The 18,550-nt window shown below is 69.1% G+C and carries 13 protein-coding genes and 1 pseudogene; 11 read left to right on the top strand and 3 right to left on the bottom strand.

The genetic code is table 11. The features are described from left to right. The first annotated feature begins 20 nt into the window (after positions 1–20). From FHX80_RS23285 to FHX80_RS23295, 3 genes are all read left to right on the top strand, one after another. The gene (locus FHX80_RS23285; protein WP_208764709.1) at positions 21–923 is read left to right on the top strand and encodes a FadR/GntR family transcriptional regulator; all 903 of its coding nucleotides are present in this window, start codon (positions 21–23) and stop codon (positions 921–923) included. A 322-nt stretch (positions 924–1,245) separates the two neighbouring features. Then, positions 1,246–2,793 carry an RNA polymerase sigma factor gene (locus tag FHX80_RS23290; protein ID WP_145765983.1) on the top strand — a complete coding sequence of 516 codons (1,548 nt, stop codon included), beginning with the start codon at positions 1,246–1,248 and terminating at the stop codon, positions 2,791–2,793. A gap of 132 nt (positions 2,794–2,925) precedes the next feature. Next, positions 2,926–3,756, top strand: a complete 831-nt coding sequence (locus tag FHX80_RS23295) for a S1 family peptidase (RefSeq protein WP_145765984.1) — start codon at positions 2,926–2,928, stop codon at positions 3,754–3,756. A 105-nt stretch (positions 3,757–3,861) separates the two neighbouring features. On the opposite strand, the gene FHX80_RS23300 is transcribed toward FHX80_RS23295, so the two are convergent. Beyond that, positions 3,862–4,095, bottom strand: coding sequence for a DUF7455 domain-containing protein (locus FHX80_RS23300; RefSeq protein ID WP_024489001.1), 234 nt, complete (start codon positions 4,093–4,095; stop codon positions 3,862–3,864). Positions 4,096–4,533: 438 nt separating this feature from the next. Between FHX80_RS23300 and FHX80_RS23305 the strand changes: the two genes are divergently transcribed. The 6 genes and pseudogenes from FHX80_RS23305 (at position 4,534) to FHX80_RS23335 (ending at position 12,085) form a co-directional block, all read left to right on the top strand. Next, positions 4,534–6,654, top strand: a complete 2,121-nt coding sequence (locus FHX80_RS23305; protein ID WP_145765985.1) for a DNA gyrase/topoisomerase IV subunit B — start codon at positions 4,534–4,536, stop codon at positions 6,652–6,654. Positions 6,655–6,855: 201 nt separating this feature from the next. Beyond that, positions 6,856–7,374 carry a DUF1453 domain-containing protein gene (locus tag FHX80_RS23310; RefSeq protein ID WP_145765986.1) on the top strand — a complete coding sequence of 173 codons (519 nt, stop codon included), beginning with the start codon at positions 6,856–6,858 and terminating at the stop codon, positions 7,372–7,374. Continuing rightward, positions 7,371–8,069 (top strand): annotated as a pseudogene (locus FHX80_RS23315) (histidine kinase); the annotation flags it as partial. The gene FHX80_RS23310 and the pseudogene FHX80_RS23315, both read left to right, overlap by 4 nt. Before the next feature lie 217 nt (positions 8,070–8,286). After that, positions 8,287–8,730, top strand: a complete 444-nt coding sequence (locus FHX80_RS23320; protein ID WP_145767450.1) for a DUF485 domain-containing protein — start codon at positions 8,287–8,289, stop codon at positions 8,728–8,730. Next, positions 8,727–10,319, top strand: coding sequence for a solute symporter family protein (locus FHX80_RS23325; RefSeq protein ID WP_145765987.1), 1,593 nt, complete (start codon positions 8,727–8,729; stop codon positions 10,317–10,319). The genes FHX80_RS23320 and FHX80_RS23325 overlap by 4 nt, the downstream gene beginning before the upstream one ends. Before the next feature lie 746 nt (positions 10,320–11,065). After that, positions 11,066–12,085, top strand: coding sequence for a LacI family DNA-binding transcriptional regulator (locus FHX80_RS23335; RefSeq protein WP_145765988.1), 1,020 nt, complete (start codon positions 11,066–11,068; stop codon positions 12,083–12,085). A 29-nt stretch (positions 12,086–12,114) separates the two neighbouring features. Here the strand turns inward: FHX80_RS23335 and FHX80_RS23340 are convergent, their stop codons facing one another. Then, the gene (locus tag FHX80_RS23340; protein ID WP_145765989.1) at positions 12,115–13,440 is read right to left on the bottom strand and encodes a citrate synthase; all 1,326 of its coding nucleotides are present in this window, start codon (positions 13,438–13,440) and stop codon (positions 12,115–12,117) included. Between the two features lie 175 nt (positions 13,441–13,615). Between FHX80_RS23340 and FHX80_RS23345 the strand changes: the two genes are divergently transcribed. Together FHX80_RS23345 and FHX80_RS23350 are read left to right on the top strand one after the other, a co-directional pair. After that, positions 13,616–14,776, top strand: a complete 1,161-nt coding sequence (locus FHX80_RS23345) for a citrate synthase/methylcitrate synthase (RefSeq protein ID WP_145765990.1) — start codon at positions 13,616–13,618, stop codon at positions 14,774–14,776. A gap of 20 nt (positions 14,777–14,796) precedes the next feature. Further along, the gene (locus tag FHX80_RS23350) at positions 14,797–15,936 is read left to right on the top strand and encodes a CobW family GTP-binding protein (RefSeq protein WP_244318388.1); all 1,140 of its coding nucleotides are present in this window, start codon (positions 14,797–14,799) and stop codon (positions 15,934–15,936) included. Between the two features lie 37 nt (positions 15,937–15,973). Here the strand turns inward: FHX80_RS23350 and FHX80_RS23355 are convergent, their stop codons facing one another. Continuing rightward, positions 15,974–18,424, bottom strand: a complete 2,451-nt coding sequence (locus tag FHX80_RS23355) for a DNA gyrase/topoisomerase IV subunit A (RefSeq protein WP_145765992.1) — start codon at positions 18,422–18,424, stop codon at positions 15,974–15,976. Between the last annotated feature and the right edge of the window lie 126 nt (positions 18,425–18,550).

Below are 18,550 nucleotides of genomic sequence, written 5' to 3' on the forward strand. Positions count from 1 at the left end.
GCCGCGCCGACAAAGGATGCGTGAGTACCCTTGCGCACACCATGATGACCGCCGCCCGCGCCGCCGACTCCGGCCCGGGCGAACTCGACCGTTACACCTATGCGGAGGCGCCGGCCGGCGAGCGTGCCGCCATTCGTTCCTGGAACGGTCCCGACAACGAGCTGGGCAGGGTGGGCCGACGGGGATCGGCCAGCCGTGGCCGAGGCCTGCACGGACAACTTGTTCAGCAGCTGGGACAGATGATCGTTTCCGGCGACCTGGGCGCGGACCGCCCCTTGGTGCCGGAGGAGATCGGTCAGCGTTTCGAGGTCTCCCGCACCGTCGTGCGGGAGTCGTTGCGCGTGCTGGAGGCGAAGGGGCTGGTCAGTGCCCGGCCCAATGTGGGTACCAGGGTCAGGCCCGTCAGCGACTGGAATCTGCTCGACCCCGACATCATCGAATGGCGTGCCTTCGGCCCGCAGCGCGACGACCAGCGTCGCGAGCTGAGTCAGCTCCGGTGGACGATCGAGCCGCTCGCCGCGAGCCTGGCCGCGGGGCATGGCCGTGAGGATCTTCAGCAGCGTCTCGCCGACATGGTCGAGATCATGGGGCATGCGCTCGGGCAGGGCGACGCGATCACCTGTGCCCGGGCCGACGCGGAGTTCCATGCCCTGCTCATCCAGGCCGCGGGCAACCGCATGCTGGAGCACCTCTCCGGCATCGTCTCCGCCGCCCTGCATGTCTCCGGCGGCCCGGTGACCGGTTGTGACCGCCCCAGCGAGGCGTCGCTCGGCCACCACGTGCGGATCGTCGAGGCCCTCGCGTCCGGCGACTCCGCGGGCGCCGAGGCGGCCATGCGCCAGCTGCTCGTGGTCCACGTCGAGGTGGAGCGAGAGGTCGAGCGCGAGGTGGACCGAGTGGTGCCGGCGCCGCGCGAGCACTGAGCGCGACACAGTCGGGGCGTGCGAGCCATGTGTCGTCGGGCCCTCGGGGTCCGGCGGCACAATTGTGGGGAGATGTCGTCCCTCGTCGCGTTCGTCGGAAATGAGGTGTGACTCGGGCCACGCGGATTGGGCGTAACACTCCTCGAAGCAGCGCGATGACTTAAGAGGTGACCGCCGCGGAAGGAATACAGCAGCCATTGAGTGCGCTGTGCAGTTCTGAGGCATAGCCCGCGCCGTCGGCACATTCCCAGCCGACGGTCGTCGGTTCAGCCCTCTCAGGGGCCGGGCCGGAAGCCGTTTCCATCGTTCCGAGAGGTTGTTCGTGTCGGCCAGCACATCCCGTACGCTCCCGCCGGAGATCGCCGAGTCCGAATCTGTGATGGCGCTCATCGAGCGGGGAAAGGCTGATGGGCAGATCGCCGGCGATGACGTGCGTCGGGCCTTCGAGGCTGACCAGATTCCGCCAACCCAGTGGAAGAACGTTCTGCGCAGCCTCAACCAGATCCTCGAGGAAGAGGGTGTGACGCTGATGGTCAGTGCCGCGGAGCCGTCCAAGCGCGCCCGCAAGAGCGTCGCAGCGAAGAGCCCGGTCAAGCGCACCGCCACCAAGACCGTCGCGGCCAAGACGACCGTGACGCGTACCGTCGCGGCCACCGCCGCCTCGTCGTCCGAGGCCGTGGACGTGGTGGCGGATGACGCCGCCGCGGCCGCCCCTGCGAAGAAGGCGGCAGCCAAGAAGACGGCTGCCAAGAAGACCGCCGTGAAGAAGACGGCGGCCAAGAAGACTGCGGCGAAGAAGGCCGGCAAGCAGGACGACGAAGCCCTCGACGGCGACGACGCGGCCGAGGAAGTCAAGGCCGGCAAGGGTGAGGAAGAGGAGAGCGAGGGCGAGAACAAGGGCTTCGTCCTCTCCGACGAGGACGAGGACGACGCGCCTGCGCAGCAGGTCGCCGTCGCCGGGGCCACGGCTGACCCGGTCAAGGACTACCTGAAGCAGATCGGCAAGGTCCCGCTCCTCAACGCCGAGCAGGAGGTCGAGCTCGCCAAGCGCATCGAGGCGGGCCTGTTCGCCGAGGACAAGCTGGCGAACTCCGACAAGCTCGCGCCGAAGCTCAAGCGCGAGCTGGAGATCATCGCCGAGGACGGCCGCCGCGCCAAGAACCACCTGCTGGAGGCCAACCTCCGTCTCGTGGTCTCGCTGGCCAAGCGGTACACCGGCCGCGGCATGCTCTTCCTGGACCTGATCCAGGAGGGCAACCTCGGTCTGATCCGCGCGGTCGAGAAGTTCGACTACACCAAGGGCTACAAGTTCTCCACGTATGCCACCTGGTGGATCCGTCAGGCGATCACCCGCGCCATGGCCGACCAGGCCCGCACCATCCGTATTCCGGTGCACATGGTCGAGGTCATCAACAAGCTCGCGCGAGTGCAGCGCCAGATGCTCCAGGACCTGGGCCGCGAGCCCACCCCGGAGGAGCTGGCCAAGGAACTCGACATGACCCCCGAGAAGGTCATCGAGGTCCAGAAGTACGGCCGCGAGCCGATCTCCCTGCACACCCCGCTGGGTGAGGACGGAGACAGCGAGTTCGGTGACCTGATCGAGGACTCCGAGGCGGTCGTCCCGGCCGATGCGGTCAGCTTCACCCTCCTTCAGGAGCAGCTGCACTCGGTGCTCGACACCCTTTCCGAGCGTGAGGCCGGCGTGGTCTCCATGCGCTTCGGTCTCACCGACGGACAGCCCAAGACGCTGGACGAGATCGGCAAGGTCTACGGCGTGACGCGTGAGCGGATTCGCCAGATCGAGTCCAAGACCATGTCGAAGCTGCGCCACCCGTCGCGTTCGCAGGTACTGCGCGACTACCTCGACTAGGTCGCGGGAGCACACGCAACGAGGGCCCGGATCCCATGGGGATGCCGGGTCCTCGGCCTATGTGGGGGTGCGGATCGGCGGCGGCGGAATGACTCTGGGTGGGCATGGTCCATCACAGAGTCAGGAGTACGTATGTCCCGTACCGTCGTCCGTGTCATGACCGGGGCGCTCGCCCTCACTGCCGCCGCGGCCGTGATGCCGCTCGCGTCCCCCGCTTCGGCAGTCGCGGACAGCATCGTCATCGGGGGCCAGCCCGCACATGTCAATGACAGTCCGTGGGTGGTGGCGCTCTCCAGTCGTGACCGGTTCGGAAGCACTCGCGCCGGCCAGTTCTGCGGCGCCGTGGCGGTGGGGCCGAAGAGGGTGCTGACGGCCGCGCACTGCCTCAGCGAGGAGGCGCTCGGTGCCGATGTCAGCCAGATCCGCGATCTGCGGGTCATCTCCGGCCGGGACGAGCTGAACGGTTCCGGCGGCAAGGAGATCGCGGTGAGCGGGACGTGGGTCAACCCCGGCTTCGACGTCACGACCAACAGCGGGGACGTCGCGGTGCTGACCCTCGCCGAAGCGTTGCCCACGCAGAGCGTGATCCCGATGGCCGAAGCCGGTGACGCCGGGTACCGGTCCGGTACCGCTGCCGTCGTCTACGGGTGGGGGGACACGACGGGTAACGGCGACTACGTGTCGTCACTGCGGTCCGCGAAAGTGAGTGTTCTGCCGAACAGTGCGTGCGAGCGGGCCTACCCGGGCGGCAGGAACGGCACGTACGAGGCCTCGGCGATGCTCTGCGCGGGCGAACTGCAGGGCGGGTACGACGCATGCCAGGGGGATAGCGGAGGGCCTCTGGTGGCCCATGGGCGGCTTATCGGGCTGGTGTCCTGGGGAAGCGGCTGCGGCAGGGCGGGGAGTCCGGGGGTCTATACGCGGATTTCCGCCGCCATCGGGTGGATGGCGGTCGCCGGCTGACCGTCTCCGGCTCCAGGTACGAGAACGGGCGGCCCCCTCTTTACGGAGGGAGTCGCCCGTCGGTCGGTCCGGGACCGGGCCCTGGCTCGTCGTGGATGTGAGGTGTCAGTGTTGTTCCTCTTCGGCGGCTTGGGCCTGCACGGCCGTCAGTCGGTCCGTCTCATCCTGTATTTCCGCGGCGATCTTCTTGAGTTCCGGCTCGAACTTGCGACCGTGGTGGGCGCAGAAGAGCAGTTCACCGCCACTGATCAGGACGACGCGCAGGTAGGCCTGGGCGCCGCAACGGTCACAGCGGTCTGCTGCGGTCAGCGGGCTCGCGGGGGTCAGAACAGTAGTCACGTCGCCTCTTCTCTAGCTCGACGAGCTGTCGTACCAGGGTCAACATCCAACCAGGCCGAAAACGTTCCCGCTCGTGGCTTTTCTTCGAAATTTCTTCTCAAGATGGCTGTCTGTTGCCGGTTCGCGGCGAATGTGCCGTATTGCGTGGCGCTACGGTTTCGCGTTGCTTGTCTTGGTCGGTCCGTCCGACCGGCTGGCTTGCCGGCTTGTTGATGAGGACGTGCCCGGAGCCTAAATGGTTCATGCCTGGAAGGGAACGTGATGTGCACGTCACTCCGACAGGAGATCGAACGTGTATGCGAGGCTGGACTAGTGTGAGGGTTCTCCGAGGGTGGCGTTACACCCGCTCTACCAGGCCTCGGTACCCTCTCAGCGGCGACCGAAGCCGAGCCCGTTACCCACTGGGCCCCAAATGAAATTCAGCGAGGAGCGAACCGCGTGACCGCCGATACGTCCGTGCCGTCCACTGCGCTGCTGACCGGAGCAGACCGAGACGGTTCCAACTACACCGCGCGGCATCTGCTCGTACTCGAGGGGCTCGAAGCGGTTCGCAAGCGCCCCGGGATGTACATCGGGTCCACCGACAGCCGCGGCCTCATGCACTGCCTCTGGGAGATCATCGACAATTCCGTCGACGAGGCTCTCGGCGACTACTGCGACCACATCGAGGTCATCCTCCACGACGACAACTCCGTCGAGGTCCGCGACAACGGCCGGGGCATCCCTGTCGACGTGGAGCCCAAGACCGGCCTGTCCGGCGTCGAGGTCGTGATGACCAAGCTGCATGCCGGAGGCAAGTTCGGCGGTGGCTCGTACGCCGCCTCCGGCGGTCTCCACGGTGTGGGCGCCTCCGTGGTCAACGCACTCTCCGCCCGGCTCGACGTGGAGGTCGACCGCAACGGCGCGACCCACTCGATCAGCTTCCGGCGCGGGGTTCCGGGCATGTTCACCGAGCAGGGACCGGACAGCCCCTTCGACCCGGCCAACGGCCTTCGCAAGGGCAAGCGGGTTCCGAAGGCGCGCACCGGTACGAGGGTGCGGTTCTGGGCCGACCGGCAGATCTTCCTCAAGGACGCCAAGCTCAATCTGGACACCCTGTACCAGCGGGCGCGCCAGACGGCCTTCCTCGTCCCCGGCCTCACCATCGTCGTGCGCGACGAGCGGGGTCTGAACGGCGAGGGCAAGACCGAGGAGACCTTCCGCTTCGACGGCGGGATCAGCGAATTCTGCGAGTACCTCGCGCAGGACAAGGCCGTCTGCGACGTCCTGCGCCTGACCGGCCAGGGCACCTTCAAGGAAACCGTGCCCGTACTCGACGAGCGCGGACACATGACGGCGACCGAGGTCACCCGGGAACTGGTCGTCGACATCGCCATGCGCTGGGGCACCGGGTACGACACCAACCTGAAGTCCTTCGTCAACATCATCGCCACCCCCAAGGGCGGCACCCACGTGTCCGGGTTCGAACGCTCCGTGACCAAGACGGTCAACGAGGTGCTCCGCTCCGCGAAGATGCTCCGCGTCGCGGAGGACGACATCGTCAAGGACGACGCCCTGGAAGGCCTCACCGCGGTCGTCACCGTGCGGCTGGCGGAGCCGCAGTTCGAGGGCCAGACCAAGGAGGTGCTCGGCACCTCCGCGGCCAACCGCATCGTCGCCAATGTCGTGGCCAAGGAGCTCAAGGCGTACCTGACCTCGACCAAGCGGGATGCGAAGGCCCAGGCCAGGGCGGTCCTGGAGAAGGCGGTGGCAGCGGCCCGGACCAGGATCGCGGCCCGCCAGCACAAGGACGCGCAGCGCCGCAAGACGGCTCTGGAGTCCTCCTCGCTGCCTGCGAAGCTCGCCGACTGCCGCAGCGACGACGTGGAGCGCAGCGAGCTGTTCATCGTGGAGGGCGACTCCGCGCTCGGCACGGCCAAACTGGCCCGGAACAGCGAGTTCCAGGCCCTGCTGCCGATCCGCGGCAAGATCCTCAACGTTCAGAAGGCATCCGTCTCCGACATGCTGAAGAACGCCGAGTGCGGTGCGATCATCCAGGTCATAGGAGCAGGGTCCGGGCGGACCTTCGACATCGACGCCGCCCGCTACGGCAAGATCGTTCTGCTGGTGGACGCCGATGTGGACGGCGCCCACATCCGCATCCTGCTGCTGACACTCTTCCAGCGGTACATGCGGCCCATGGTCGAGGCGGGGCGGGTCTTCGCGGCGGTGCCCCCACTGCACCGGATCGAGCTCGTCCAGCCGAAGAAGGGCCAGGACAAGTACATCTACACGTACTCGGACAACGAGCTGCGCCAGCGGCTGCTGGAGCTCCAGCGCAAGAACGTCCGGTACAAGGACTCGATCCAGCGCTACAAGGGTCTGGGCGAGATGGACGCCGACCAGTTGGCGGAGACCACGATGGACCCGCGCTTCCGCACCCTGCGGCGGATCAACATCGGCGATCTGGAATCGTCCGAGCAGGTCTTCGATCTGCTGATGGGCAACGAAGTGGCGCCCCGCAAGGAATTCATCACCAGCTCGGCCGCCACGCTGGACCGCTCGCGCATCGACGTCTGAGTCCTGGCCTCGCCGGAGCTCCGCACCGGTGAGGCCACCGAATCCGTCCCGTCCGCACGACACAGGAGCCGTTGTCTCCACCCCCGGGTGGAGACAACGGCTCCACCCACGTTCAACCCCTGAGCCGATCCCCTGATCTTGTCGTTTCCGTAGCGTCGGAGTTGCAGAACTTCCCGAACTTCCCGCTATTCGGAGGCATTCATGTCCGGGATCGTCAATGTCCTGGTGATCGTCGCGGTTGTCGCGCTCGTAGTGGTCCGCCAGTGCTCGGCGCGACGGATCTCCGGCGACCGGCGCTGGTGGCTCCTGCCGGGCGTCCTGCTCGTCATGGCGCTGCGGGAGCCCGGTCTCCTGGACCCGCGTCACGAGACACTCTCCGTCGTCGTCCTGGGCGCCGAGCTGATCGTGGGGCTGGTCACGGGCGCCGCCTGGGGATGGACGGCCCGGCTCTGGCGCGCGGAGGACGGCGCCCTCTGGAGCGAGGGGACCAGGGGCACCGTCTACGTCTGGATCGCGGGCCTGGCGCTGCGGGCGGCCCTCTACGGGGTGGCCGCGGTGCTGGGCATACATCAGGGCAGCCCCGCACTGATGATGGCTCTCGCCGTGACGCTGCTGGTGCGCAGCGGGGTCCTGGCCCGGCGGGCCGCGGAGATACCGGCGTCGTTCGGCGGTCCCGCTGACGGCGCGCCGTTCCGGCAGGCGTGGAAGGACCGCGTGTGACACCCGCTGCGTGGACGAGCTGGCCTTCGCGGGAGGCCCTCTCGCGGGAGAAGCGCACCCGCTCGCGGATCGCCATCGCATGGTGCATGCGGGCCGGGCTGCTGGCCCTGATGCTCTGGGGCACCTTCACGGGCGGGCTCTTCGGCCCCTGGGAGATCGGGGTCGGCCTGATCGGGGTGCTCGGCTGCGCCGTGCTCGCGGTGGCCTTCTTCCGGGCCAGCCTGGAGAACCGCCTGGGGCCGTCGCTCGGAGCGCTCGCCCTGCTGATGCTGGCGGCGTTCGGCGCGCAGCAGGCCGGGGCCACGGTTCCCGCGGTGGTGCTCTGGTGCCGTTGCGCGGTCACCGCTCTGGAACGGCTGCCGCTTGCGGCGGGAGTCCCGTCCACGGCAGTGGCGCTGGGCGCGTACGCCGCTGTGAACACCGGCAACTGGCCGGCCACGGCCGTGACCACGGCGGGGCTCTGCCTCGCGGGCTACGTGCTCCGCCTGGACGCCGAGGCCCGCGGGAGTGCGCGGCGTCTTCTCGCACAGGAGCGGGCCGCGCGGGTGGCGGAGGCCGAAACGGCCGCTCTGGACGAGCGGTCCAGGATCGCCCGGGAGATCCACGACGTGCTCGCGCACAGTCTCTCCGCGCAGTTGGTGCACCTGGAGGCGGCCCGGCTGCTGATCGAGAGAGAGCCTGCGGGGGAGTTCCGGGGGCGGGGTTCCGCGACCGGGCCCAGGCGGTTCGCTATGCGTACGTTCGAGGGCTCGCACAGCCGCCCGGGTCATCCTTCACCTGATGAGGTGAAGTCTCGCGAATGAAGTGCCCGGGATCTTCCCGATCTGCCCATTCTTGGGTACGCGGCCGAAGGGGTCCGTGGACAAGGGGAGTTGTTCGGTGGAGAAGGAAGCAGGGCGCGATTTCGCAGTGATGCGAGTCGACGACCCGTGGTACGACGCGCTGGCCTCCGGATGGGGGGAGCCGGACGGTACGGGAAGCTTCGCACCCGCCGGGACGCCCGATTCCATGGCGCCGCAGCGCGGCCACAGCGCAGCGGACATCTATCTGGAGGTGCAGCGCAGCGATGCCTTCCAGGAAGTGCGGCGCCGGTACCGGCGCTTCGTCGTCCCCGCCACCCTCGCCTTCTTCGCCTGGTACCTCGCCTATGTGGTCCTGGCGGTCACCGCGCCCGACCTGATGGCCAGACCGGTGGCCGGGGCGGTCAACGTCGCCATGGTCGCGGGACTCGGTCAGTTCCTCACGACGTTCCTGCTCACCGGTGCGTACGCGCGGCACGCGCGGCTGCGCAGGGACCGGGCGGCGCTCGATCTGCGCTGGGAGACACAGGAGATGACACGGGGGTTCGGGCGTTGAGCGTGAATCACCAGGCCCTGGCGCTCCTGCTGTTCAGTGTCTTCATCGCCGTGACCCTCGGCATCACCACCTGGGCGAGCCGCAACCGGCACGGCTCGGCCGAGGAGTTCTACGCCGGTGGCCGGCTGTTCTCGCCCATGGAGAACGGTTTCGCCATCGCGGGCGACTACATGTCGGCCGCGTCCTTCCTCGGCATCTCCGGACTGATCGCACTCTTCGGTTACGACGGCATGCTCTACTCGGTCGGCTTCCTGGTCGCCTGGCTCGTCGTGCTGCTGCTCGTCGCGGAACTCGTACGTAACTGTGGGCGGTTCACTCTCGCCGATGTGGTGGCGGCGCGGATGGCGGAGCGCCCGGTCCGGATCGCGGCGGGGACGTCCTCCGTCACGGTCTCCGTGCTCTACCTGGTGGCGCAGATGGTGGGCGCGGGCAGTCTGGTGGCCCTGCTCCTCGGCGGGACGAGCGGCGCTGCCCGGTCCTGGACGGTCATCGGTGTCGGGGCGCTCATGGTGATCTACGTGTCGCTCGGTGGCATGCGCGCCACCACCTGGATCCAGATCGTGAAGGCCGTCCTGCTGATGGCGGGCACGATCCTTCTCACCGTGCTCGTCCTCGTCCATTTCCACGGCAATGTCAACGAGTTGCTCAACTCCGCCGCCGACCGCAGCGGGTACGGCAGGAAGTTCCTCTCGCCCGGTCTCCGGTACGGCGGTAGCTGGACGGCGCGCATCGACTTCATCAGCTTGGGACTGGCCCTGGTACTCGGCACGGCCGGACTGCCGCACATCCTCTCGCGCTTCTACACCGTGCCGACCGCCCGCGCGGCCCGCAGGTCGGTCGTGTGGTCCATCGGCCTCATCGGCAGCTTCTACCTGATGACGATCGTGCTCGGATTCGGGGCGGCGGCGCTGGTCGGCTCGGCGGACGTCCGGGCGTCGAATCCCGCTGGGAACACGGCCGTTCCGCTGCTGGCCCTGGTACTCGGCGGCGGCGAGGGTTCCACCGGGGGAACGATCCTGTTCGCCGTGGTCGCCGCCGTGGCCTTCGCGACCATCCTTGCCGTCGTCGCCGGGATCACGCTCGCCTCGTCCGCGTCCGTCGCCCACGACCTCTACGCGTCGCTTCGCCGTCCGGGTTCCAAGCAGCACAGCGAGGTCGCCGTGGCCCGGGTCGCCGCAGCGGGCATCGGGGTGGCCGCCATCGGGCTGGGGCTGCTCGCCCAGGACCTGAACGTGGCGTTCCTGGTGGGCCTGGCCTTCGCGGTCGCAGCCTCGGCGAACCTGCCGGTGCTGCTCTACTCGCTGTTCTGGCGGAACTTCACCACGCGAGGGGCGGTCTGGTCGGTCTACGGAGGGCTGATCCCTGCCGTGCTCCTCGTCCTGATCTCGCCGGTGGTCTCCGGCAGCGCCACCTCGCTCTTCCCCGGCGTGGACTTCCAGTTCTTCCCGCTGGAGAACCCCGGCCTGGTCTCCATCCCGCTGGGATTCCTGGCCGGCTGGATCGGCACGGTCACCTCGCAGGAGCCGCCGGACGTGGCCAAGCACGCGGAGACCGAGGTCCGTGCGCTGACCGGTGCCGGCGCGGTGTGACAGGCCGGGCACCTGGTGCCTGGGGAGCTGTGGTCAGGCCCCGCCGGACGTCGCCGCCTCCGGCGTGCGGACGCGTCTCGGGTGCGGTGGAGTGGGCACGCACCTCGGGCTCGCCCCTCACGTTCGCGGTACAAGGTGCCCAGATTCAGCGGTGTTCCGGGAGCCCGGTCCTGCCATCGCTCTCCGTCGTGTGCAGCGGGGAGGCATACGCCTCCCCGCTTGGTGCGAAGGCCCGCGTACGTGAACGGGCTTCACCAGGTGCCCGCGTACGTGAACGGGCTCTCACCCTTCACCAGGTGCTCGCGTACGTGAACGGTTTCGGCGCGGGCGCTGCAGGGCGCCCTGGCGCATGGCCTCCTTGCTGCCGCGGACTGCACAGGAGCGAGTGGAGCCGGGTCCATGGCGACCAGTGATTGCGGCCATCTCCGGCTGTGAGGCCGCGCTCTGTGCGATGGTCGGCGCCCGGCTCATCGCCCGGTCGTCGAGTTCTGCGCCGAGGGGTGCCAGAAAGAGGCCGTTGGCGAGTACGGTGACGCCGGTGGCGATGGCATGCTGCATCAGCACTACCTGCGAGAAGACCCGCTGAGGCCGGCCGAACCGACGCGGCTTCCCTGCGGGGGCGATGGGGCGCTCATCGCGGAGGCGGCAGCGCGAAGGCAGTAGAGGGCATTCCGGTGCTTTCGGAGATTCGTCTCATTTTCAACTCAACGCAATCCGCTTGCGCTTCTTGCGCTAATCTTGCGTGCATGACGCGACGACTTGCTCAGGTGGCACAGAAGGTTGGGGTCAGTGAGGCCACGGTCAGCCGGGTACTCAACGGCAAGCCGGGAGTCTCCGACGCCACGCGGCAGGCCGTCCTGTCCGCGCTGGACGTCCTCGGATACGAGCGCCCGACCCAGTTGCGCGGCGAGCGGGCCAGGCTGGTCGGCCTGGTCCTGCCCGAGCTGCAGAACCCCATCTTCCCCGCCTTCGCCGAGGTGGTCGGCGGCGCGCTCGCCCAGCAGGGGCTGACCCCCGTGCTGTGCACCCAGACCAAGGGGGGCGTCTCGGAGGCGGACTACGTCGAGCTGCTCCTCCAGCAGCAGGTCTCGGGCGTCGTCTTCGCCGGTGGTCTCTACGCCCAGGCCGATGCCCCGCACGACCACTACAGGGTGCTCGCCGACCGTAAGATCCCCGTCGTCCTGATCAACGCGGCCATCGACCATCTCGGTTTCCCGGGCGTCTCCTGTGATGATTCCGTCGCCGTCGAGCAGGCCTGGCGCCATCTGGTCTCGCTGGGTCACGAGCGCATCGGCCTGGTGCTCGGCCCTTCGGACCACATGCCCTCGCAGCGCAAACTGGCCGCCGCCCGGGTGCTCGCCGAGGAGTCCGGCACGACCATCCCCGACGAGTGGGTGGCGCGGGCGATGTACTCGCTGGAGGGCGGTCAGGCGGCCGCCATGCGGCTGCTGGACGAAGGGGTCACGGGGTTCATCTGCGCCAGTGACGTGCTGGCTCTGGGAGCGGTGCGTGCGGCGCGCCGCCGCGGTCTCTCGGTGCCCGCCGACGTCTCCGTCGTCGGGTACGACGACTCGGCGTTCATGAACTGCACCGAGCCGCCCCTGACCACTGTCCGTCAGCCGATCGAGGCCATGGGCCGTGCAGCCGTCGAGCTGCTGTGTGTGCAGATCGGAGGGCGCACCGTGCCGTCCGACGAGCTGCTCTTCGAGCCCGAATTGGTGGTGCGCGGCTCCACGGCCCAGCCTCCGCGCAATGTTTCCCGCTGACCGTCGTTAATTTGCACCACATGAACCGTCTATTGCAATAGTGTCCCCATGGTGACGGGCAGCGGCTGAGGCGGCCGCGGCCCGTTGTACTGACCGGTGGGGCGCATTCGCAGCGGGCGTTCCCCGTACTCCTCCAGGGCGTGCGCGATCCAGCCCGTCGTACGGGAGATCGCGAACACGGTCTCGCCCGCCTCCGGGGCCATGCCCGAGGAGACCGACAGCACGGCGAGCGCGAGATCGACGTTCGCGTGCAACGGGGCGTGACGCGTGGTCGTGGTGACCACATCGCGGGCCGCGGCCAGCGCCGACGCCGCGTGCGGGACCTTCGCGAGCAGGGCGAACAGCGTGGTGGCCCGTGGGTCCTCGGCGGTGTAGAGCCGGTGGCCGAGCCCCGGAACCCGGCGTCCGGTACGGAGATGGTCCGCGACCACCGGTGCCGCGCCGCCCCGCTCCAGGGCCTCCGCCAGCATCCGGTGCGCCAGGCCGCTGGCCGCGCCGTGCAGCGGCCCCTCCAGGACCCCCAGCCCCGCCGAGACCACCGCGTACGGGTGCGCCCGGGCCGAGGCCGCGACCCGGGCCGCCAGGGTGGAGGCGGCCAGATCGTGGTCGATCAGCAGCCCCAGGGCGGTGTCCAGCACGTCGAGTGACGCCTCGTCGGCAGGGCGGGCGGTGAGCTTCGGCCACAGCTGACGTGCCAGACCGGCGTCGGCGATGCCGCCGTCCGCGCCCTTTGGGGCGAGCGTCCCGGAGGGCGCCGCAGGTGCCCCGCCCACCATCGGGAGCGCGGACACCAGGGTGGGGATCAGGCTCCGGGCGCCTCCCAGCACCGCCTCGCGCGACAGGTCGAAACGCAGCGGATCGGCGGCAGCCGCGGCGACGACCGCGACCCGCAACCGGTCCGTCGAACCGCAGTGCGCCGGCAGTGCGCCGCCTGTCCGGCGGGCCGCGGCCAGCGCTTCGGCAGGCGCCGCGAAGCGCATCCCCGTCCGCAGCTCACCGGTCCAGAGCCATTCGGCGACCTCCTCGTACGTATGGCGCCGGGCCAGTTCCGTGGCGTCCACGCCCCGGAAGTAGTAGCGGTCGCTCTCGATGAGCGTGATGCCGGTCCGGAAGGCGAGATCACCGGCAGGAGGAGCGGGCTCCCTGCGGCCCGTACGCCGTGCCAGGGCCTCGACCTCCGCCGCGTCGAACGTGCTGCCCCGCCCGCCGGGCGCGCGGTTGCTGCTCAGCTGGCCCCGGCTCACGTACGCGTACACCGTTTCGGGCTTCACGCCCAGGCGCTCGGCCGTCTCCCGGGTGGTGAGCCGATGCGCCGTGGGCTCCGAACGGGAACCCGGGTCTGCTTGATCCGTCATGCCGCTCACCGTATCCATATTGATTCAATCAACATTGACAGATCTTAAGTCAAGCATGGACAGTCGAATCAATGTCAAGTGTCATCCGGATGCCGGGCGGCACCACGGGAATGCAAGCGTCACAGGGATGCCCGGCGTCACCGGAATGGCCACGCAGATGTCTACGGAGGAAGCAATGACCACCATGACCGGCGGAACACCGCTCGACGTCCCCCGAGGCCTCGCGGGTGTCGTCGTCACCGACACGGCCCTCGGTGATGTCCGCGGCCGCGAGGGCTTCTACCACTACCGGCAGTACTCGGCGATCGAACTGGCGCAAACCCGCAGCTTCGAGGACGCCTGGTACCTGATGACCGAGGGCGAACTGCCCGGTCAGGCCGCCCGCGCCGACTTCGCGGCCCGCACCGCCACACTGCGCAGGCTGCCCGCGGAGGTGCGTGACGCGCTGCCCGCCATAGCCCGCGCGGGAGCGGTATCAGGCCCGCTCGCAGGGCTGCGCACCGCGCTCTCGCTGCTCGGCGCATCGGCGGGATTCCGTCCCGTGTACGACATCGACGCGGGCCGGCGCCGCGACGACGCGCTGACCGTCTGCGCCGCGGTCCCCACCGTGCTCACCGCCCTGCACCGGCTCGGTCAGGGACTCGAGCCGGTGGAGCCGCGTGACGACCTGCCGTACGCGGCCAACTACCTCTACATGCTCACCGGTTCCGTGCCGGAAGCCGCTCGGGTCAGGGCCGTCGAGCAGTATCTGATCTCCACCATCGACCACGGTTTCAACGCCTCGACCTTCACCGGCAGGGTCGTCGCCTCCACCGGCGCGGACATCGCCGCATGCCTGGTGGCGGCCGTCGGCGCGCTCTCCGGACCGCTGCACGGCGGTGCGCCCAGCCGGGCCCTCGACACCCTGGACGCCATCGGGACCCCCGACCGCATCGACGGGTGGATCCGTGAGCGGGTGCTCGCCGGAGACCGGATCATGGGCTTCGGGCACCCGGTCTACCGCACCGAGGACCCGCGCTCGCGCATGCTGCGTGGCATCGCCCAGGGCTTCGGCGGACCGCTCGTCGACTTCGCCGTCGAGGTGGAACGGCAGGTCGAGGCGATCCTCGCCGAGCTCAAGCCGGGGCGCGAACTGCACACCAACGTGGAGTTCTACGCCGGAGTGGTCATGGAACTGTGCGGGCTGCCGCGCGAGATGTTCACGCCGACGTTCTGCGCGGCGCGAGTGGTCGGATGGAGCGCCAATATCCTGGAACAGGCGGAGGACTCCAAGATCATCCGCCCGGCGGCCCGCTATGTCGGCCCGCCTCCGCCGCAGCCGGTCCCGGCCGCCTGACGTCCCCCGGAAGGCCCCTGTTGAACCCGTCGTCCCCGCCCCGCAGCCGGCAGATCCCGGTCATCGTCCTCGCAGGATTCCTGGGATCCGGCAAGACGACGCTGCTCAACCATCTGCTGCGCCACCGCGCGGGAACCCGGATCGGCGTGATCGTCAACGACTTCGGGGCCATCGAGATCGACGCCATGACCGTGTCCGGACAGGTCGGCTCGACGGTCTCACTCGGCGGCGGCTGTCTGTGCTGCGCGGTCGACGTGAGCGAGCTGGACACCTACCTGGAGACCCTGACCCGGCCCGCCACCCGTCTCGATGTGATCGTCATCGAGGCGAGCGGACTCGCCGAACCCCAGGAGCTCGTACGGATGCTGCTGGCCAGCGACAACCCGCACATCGTGTACGGGGGACTGGTCGAGGTGGTCGACGCGGCGGAGTTCGCCACCACCCGGGAACGTCACCCGGAGATCGACCGCCATCTCGCCGTCGCCGACCTCGTCGTGCTGAACAAGACGGACCGGGCCGGGGACGCCGACCGGCTGCGCATCCGGGAGGCCGTCGCGGCCACCGGCAGCGCGGCGGCCGTCATCCCCGCCGCATACGGACGCATCGACCCCGAGCTGCTCTTCGATCCGGCGCTGCGGCCCGACAGCGAGGAGAAGGCGCGACAGCTCACCTTCGAGGACCTGTACCTGGAGGAACGGGCGGCGGCCGGCGAGGAGCACGGGGACCATCTGCACGCGGCTTACGAGAGCCTCGACTTCACCTCCGACGTGCCCATGAGCCCCCGTCGGCTGATGGAGTTCCTGGACTCCCGGCCGGAGGGCCTCTACCGGATCAAGGGGTACGTCGACTTCGGCGGGGGAGACCGGGACAACACGTACGCGCTGCACGCCGTCGGCAGGTTCCTGCGGTTCGCCCCGCGGCCCTGGACACGTGGCGAACCACGGCTGACCAGGCTGGTGCTGATCGGCTCGGGCATCGACGCCGAGGCCCTGCACAAGGAGCTGGCGGACTGCCGGGAGACCGCCCCGCGGCCGGGGGAAGCAGCACCGGGGGACACGGCGCCGGCGGACACGGCACCGGACACAGCGCAGGACGCCCCACATGAACGAAGCATGTGGGGCGTCCTGCGGTATGTACAGCAGCCCGGCGACGACGCATAGCGCCCCGGACCGGGCCGGTCCCGCTACAACGGTCCAGCTACAACGGGCCGGCGATCACCGCGACCGGCGACTCCAACGGCGTCCCCGAACCGTCGCGCCGCGGGTCGGGCTCGGGCAGCGTGGCCGGTGTGCCGTTCTTCTGCGCGGCGCGGGCGGGTGTCGGGCCCGCCCAGGCGAACACCAGCAGGTCCTCGCCCTTGAGGAACCGCTGACAGCGCACCCCACCCGTGGCCCGGCCCTTGCGCGGGTACTGGTCGAACGGGGTGAGCTTGCACGTCAGCACGGAGTCGTCCAGCGTGCCGTGCGAACCGGCGACCGTGAACACCACGGCGTCCGCGGCCGGATCCACCGCGGCGAACGAGAGCACCTCCGCGCCCTCCGTGAGCTTCACGCCCGCCATACCGCCGGCCGGACGGCCCTGGGGGCGCACCTGCCCCGCCGGGTAGCGCAGCAGCTGCGCGTCCGAGGTGATGAAGACCAGGTCCTCCTCGCCGGTACGCAGTTCCACCGCGCCGACGATCCGGTCACCGTCCTTGAGGGTGATGACCTCCAGCTCGTCCTTGTTGGCCGGATATTCGGGCACCACGCGCTTCACGACGCCCTGCAGGGTGCCGATCGCCAGCCCCGGTGAGGACTCGTCGAGCGTGGTGAGGCAGACGACCTCCTCGTCCGCGTCCAGAGTGAGGAACTCGGCGACCATCGCGCCGCCCGAGAGGTTGGGCGCCGCGTGGGTGTCCGGCAGCTGCGGCAGGTCGATCACGGAGAGCCGCATCAGCCGCCCCATCGAGGTCACCACGCCGACATCGCCACGTGCCGTGGCCGGAACGGCCGACACGATCACATCGTGCTTGGCGCGCTTGGCGTCCTCCTGGAACACGATCGGGTCACCGTTGGCGGTACGGGCCAGCAGACCGGTCGAGGACAGCAGCACCCGGCACGGGTCGTCCGCGACCTCCAGCGGAACCGCCGCGACCTGCGAACCGGCCGACTCCAGCAGCACCGTACGCCGGTCGGTGCCGAACTTCTTGGCGACCGCGGCCAGTTCCGTGGATACGAGCTTGCGCAGCTCGGTGTCCGATTCGAGGATCGCGGTCAGCTCGTCGATCTCGGCGTTGAGCCGGTCCCGCTCGCTCTCCAGCTCGATCCGGTCGAACCGGGTGAGCCGGCGCAGCGGGGTGTCCAGGATGTACTGCGTCTGGATCTCGCTCAGCGAGAAGTGCTCGATGAGCCGGTCCTTCGCCTGCGCCGAGTTGTCGCTGGACCGGATGAGCCGGATGACCTCGTCGATGTCGATCAGCGCGACGAGCAGCCCCTCGACCAGGTGCAGTCGGTTGCGGCGCTTGGTCCGGCGGAACTCGCTGCGCCGGCGCACCACGTCGAAGCGGTGGTCGAGATAGACCTCCAGGAGTTCCTTGAGGCCCAGGGTGAGCGGCTGTCCGTCGACCAGCGCCACATTGTTGATGCCGAAGGACTCCTCCATCGGCGTCAGCTTGTAGAGCTGCTCCAGCACGGCCTCCGGCACGAAGCCGTTCTTGACCTCGATGACCAGGCGCAGTCCGTGCGAACGGTCGGTGAGGTCCTTGACGTCCGCGATGCCCTGGAGCTTCTTCGCCGAGACCAGGTCCTTGATCTTGGCGATCACCTTCTCCGGACCGACGCTGAAGGGCAGTTCGGTGACGACCAGCCCCTTGCGGCGCGGAGTGACGTTCTCCACCGCGACGGTGGCGCGGATCTTGAACGAGCCGCGGCCTTTCGCGTAGGCGTCCTTGATGCCGCCGAGGCCCACGATCCGGCCACCGGTCGGCAGGTCGGGACCGGGGACGAACCGCATCAGGGTCTCCAGGTCCGCGCCCGGATGCTTGATCAGGTGGCGGGCGGCGGCAATGACCTCGCCCAGGTTGTGCGGCGGCATGTTGGTCGCCATGCCGACGGCGATCCCGGTCGTGCCGTTGACCAGGAGGTTCGGATAGGCGGCCGGGAGGACGACCGGCTCCTGCTCCTGGCCGTCGTAATTCGACTGGAAGGCGACGGTTTCCTCGTCGATCGACTCCGTCATCAACGACGTCGCGTCGGCCATCCGGCACTCGGTGTACCGCATGGCGGCCGGCGGGTCGTCGTTGCCGAGCGAGCCGAAGTTTCCGTGTCCGTCGACGAGGGGGAGCCGCATGGAGAACGGCTGTGCCATCCGCACCAGCGCGTCGTAGATCGACGCGTCCCCGTGCGGGTGCAGCTTACCCATGACCTCGCCGACGACGCGGGCGCACTTCACATAGCCGCGGTCCGGGCGCAGGCCCATCTCGTTCATCTGGTACACGATGCGACGGTGCACCGGCTTCAAGCCGTCACGGGCGTCCGGCAGGGCCCGTGAGTAGATCACCGAGTACGCGTACTCAAGGAAGGAGCCCTGCATTTCGTCGACGACGTCGATGTCGAGGATCTTCTCCTCGAAGTCGTCCGGCGGCGGGGTCTTCGTGCTGCGGCGGGCCATCGCGGCTGCGACTCCTTCACGGATTCTGTTCGGGCAACCTCAGGGTCTGATGCGGACCATTGTGGACCGCCGCACTGACAACTCCGACCTCGACCCGTCCCAAAGGGGGTTCTCCACCCGTCCCGA

It is taken from the genome of Streptomyces brevispora (assembly GCF_007829885.1).
In the GTDB taxonomy this organism is placed as follows: domain Bacteria; phylum Actinomycetota; class Actinomycetes; order Streptomycetales; family Streptomycetaceae; genus Streptomyces; species Streptomyces brevispora.

Coding starts and splice junctions, on each gene's coding strand:
- FHX80_RS23295 (WP_145765984.1), top strand. CDS start 2,926: ATGTCCCGTACCGTCGTCCGTGTCATGACCGGGGCGCTCGCCCTCACT.
- FHX80_RS23335 (WP_145765988.1), top strand. CDS start 11,066: ATGACGCGACGACTTGCTCAGGTGGCACAGAAGGTTGGGGTCAGTGAG.
- FHX80_RS23310 (WP_145765986.1), top strand. CDS start 6,856: ATGTCCGGGATCGTCAATGTCCTGGTGATCGTCGCGGTTGTCGCGCTC.
- FHX80_RS23355 (WP_145765992.1), bottom strand. CDS start 18,424: ATGGCCCGCCGCAGCACGAAGACCCCGCCGCCGGACGACTTCGAGGAG.
- FHX80_RS23345 (WP_145765990.1), top strand. CDS start 13,616: ATGACCACCATGACCGGCGGAACACCGCTCGACGTCCCCCGAGGCCTC.
- FHX80_RS23340 (WP_145765989.1), bottom strand. CDS start 13,440: ATGACGGATCAAGCAGACCCGGGTTCCCGTTCGGAGCCCACGGCGCAT.
- FHX80_RS23320 (WP_145767450.1), top strand. CDS start 8,287: ATGCGAGTCGACGACCCGTGGTACGACGCGCTGGCCTCCGGATGGGGG.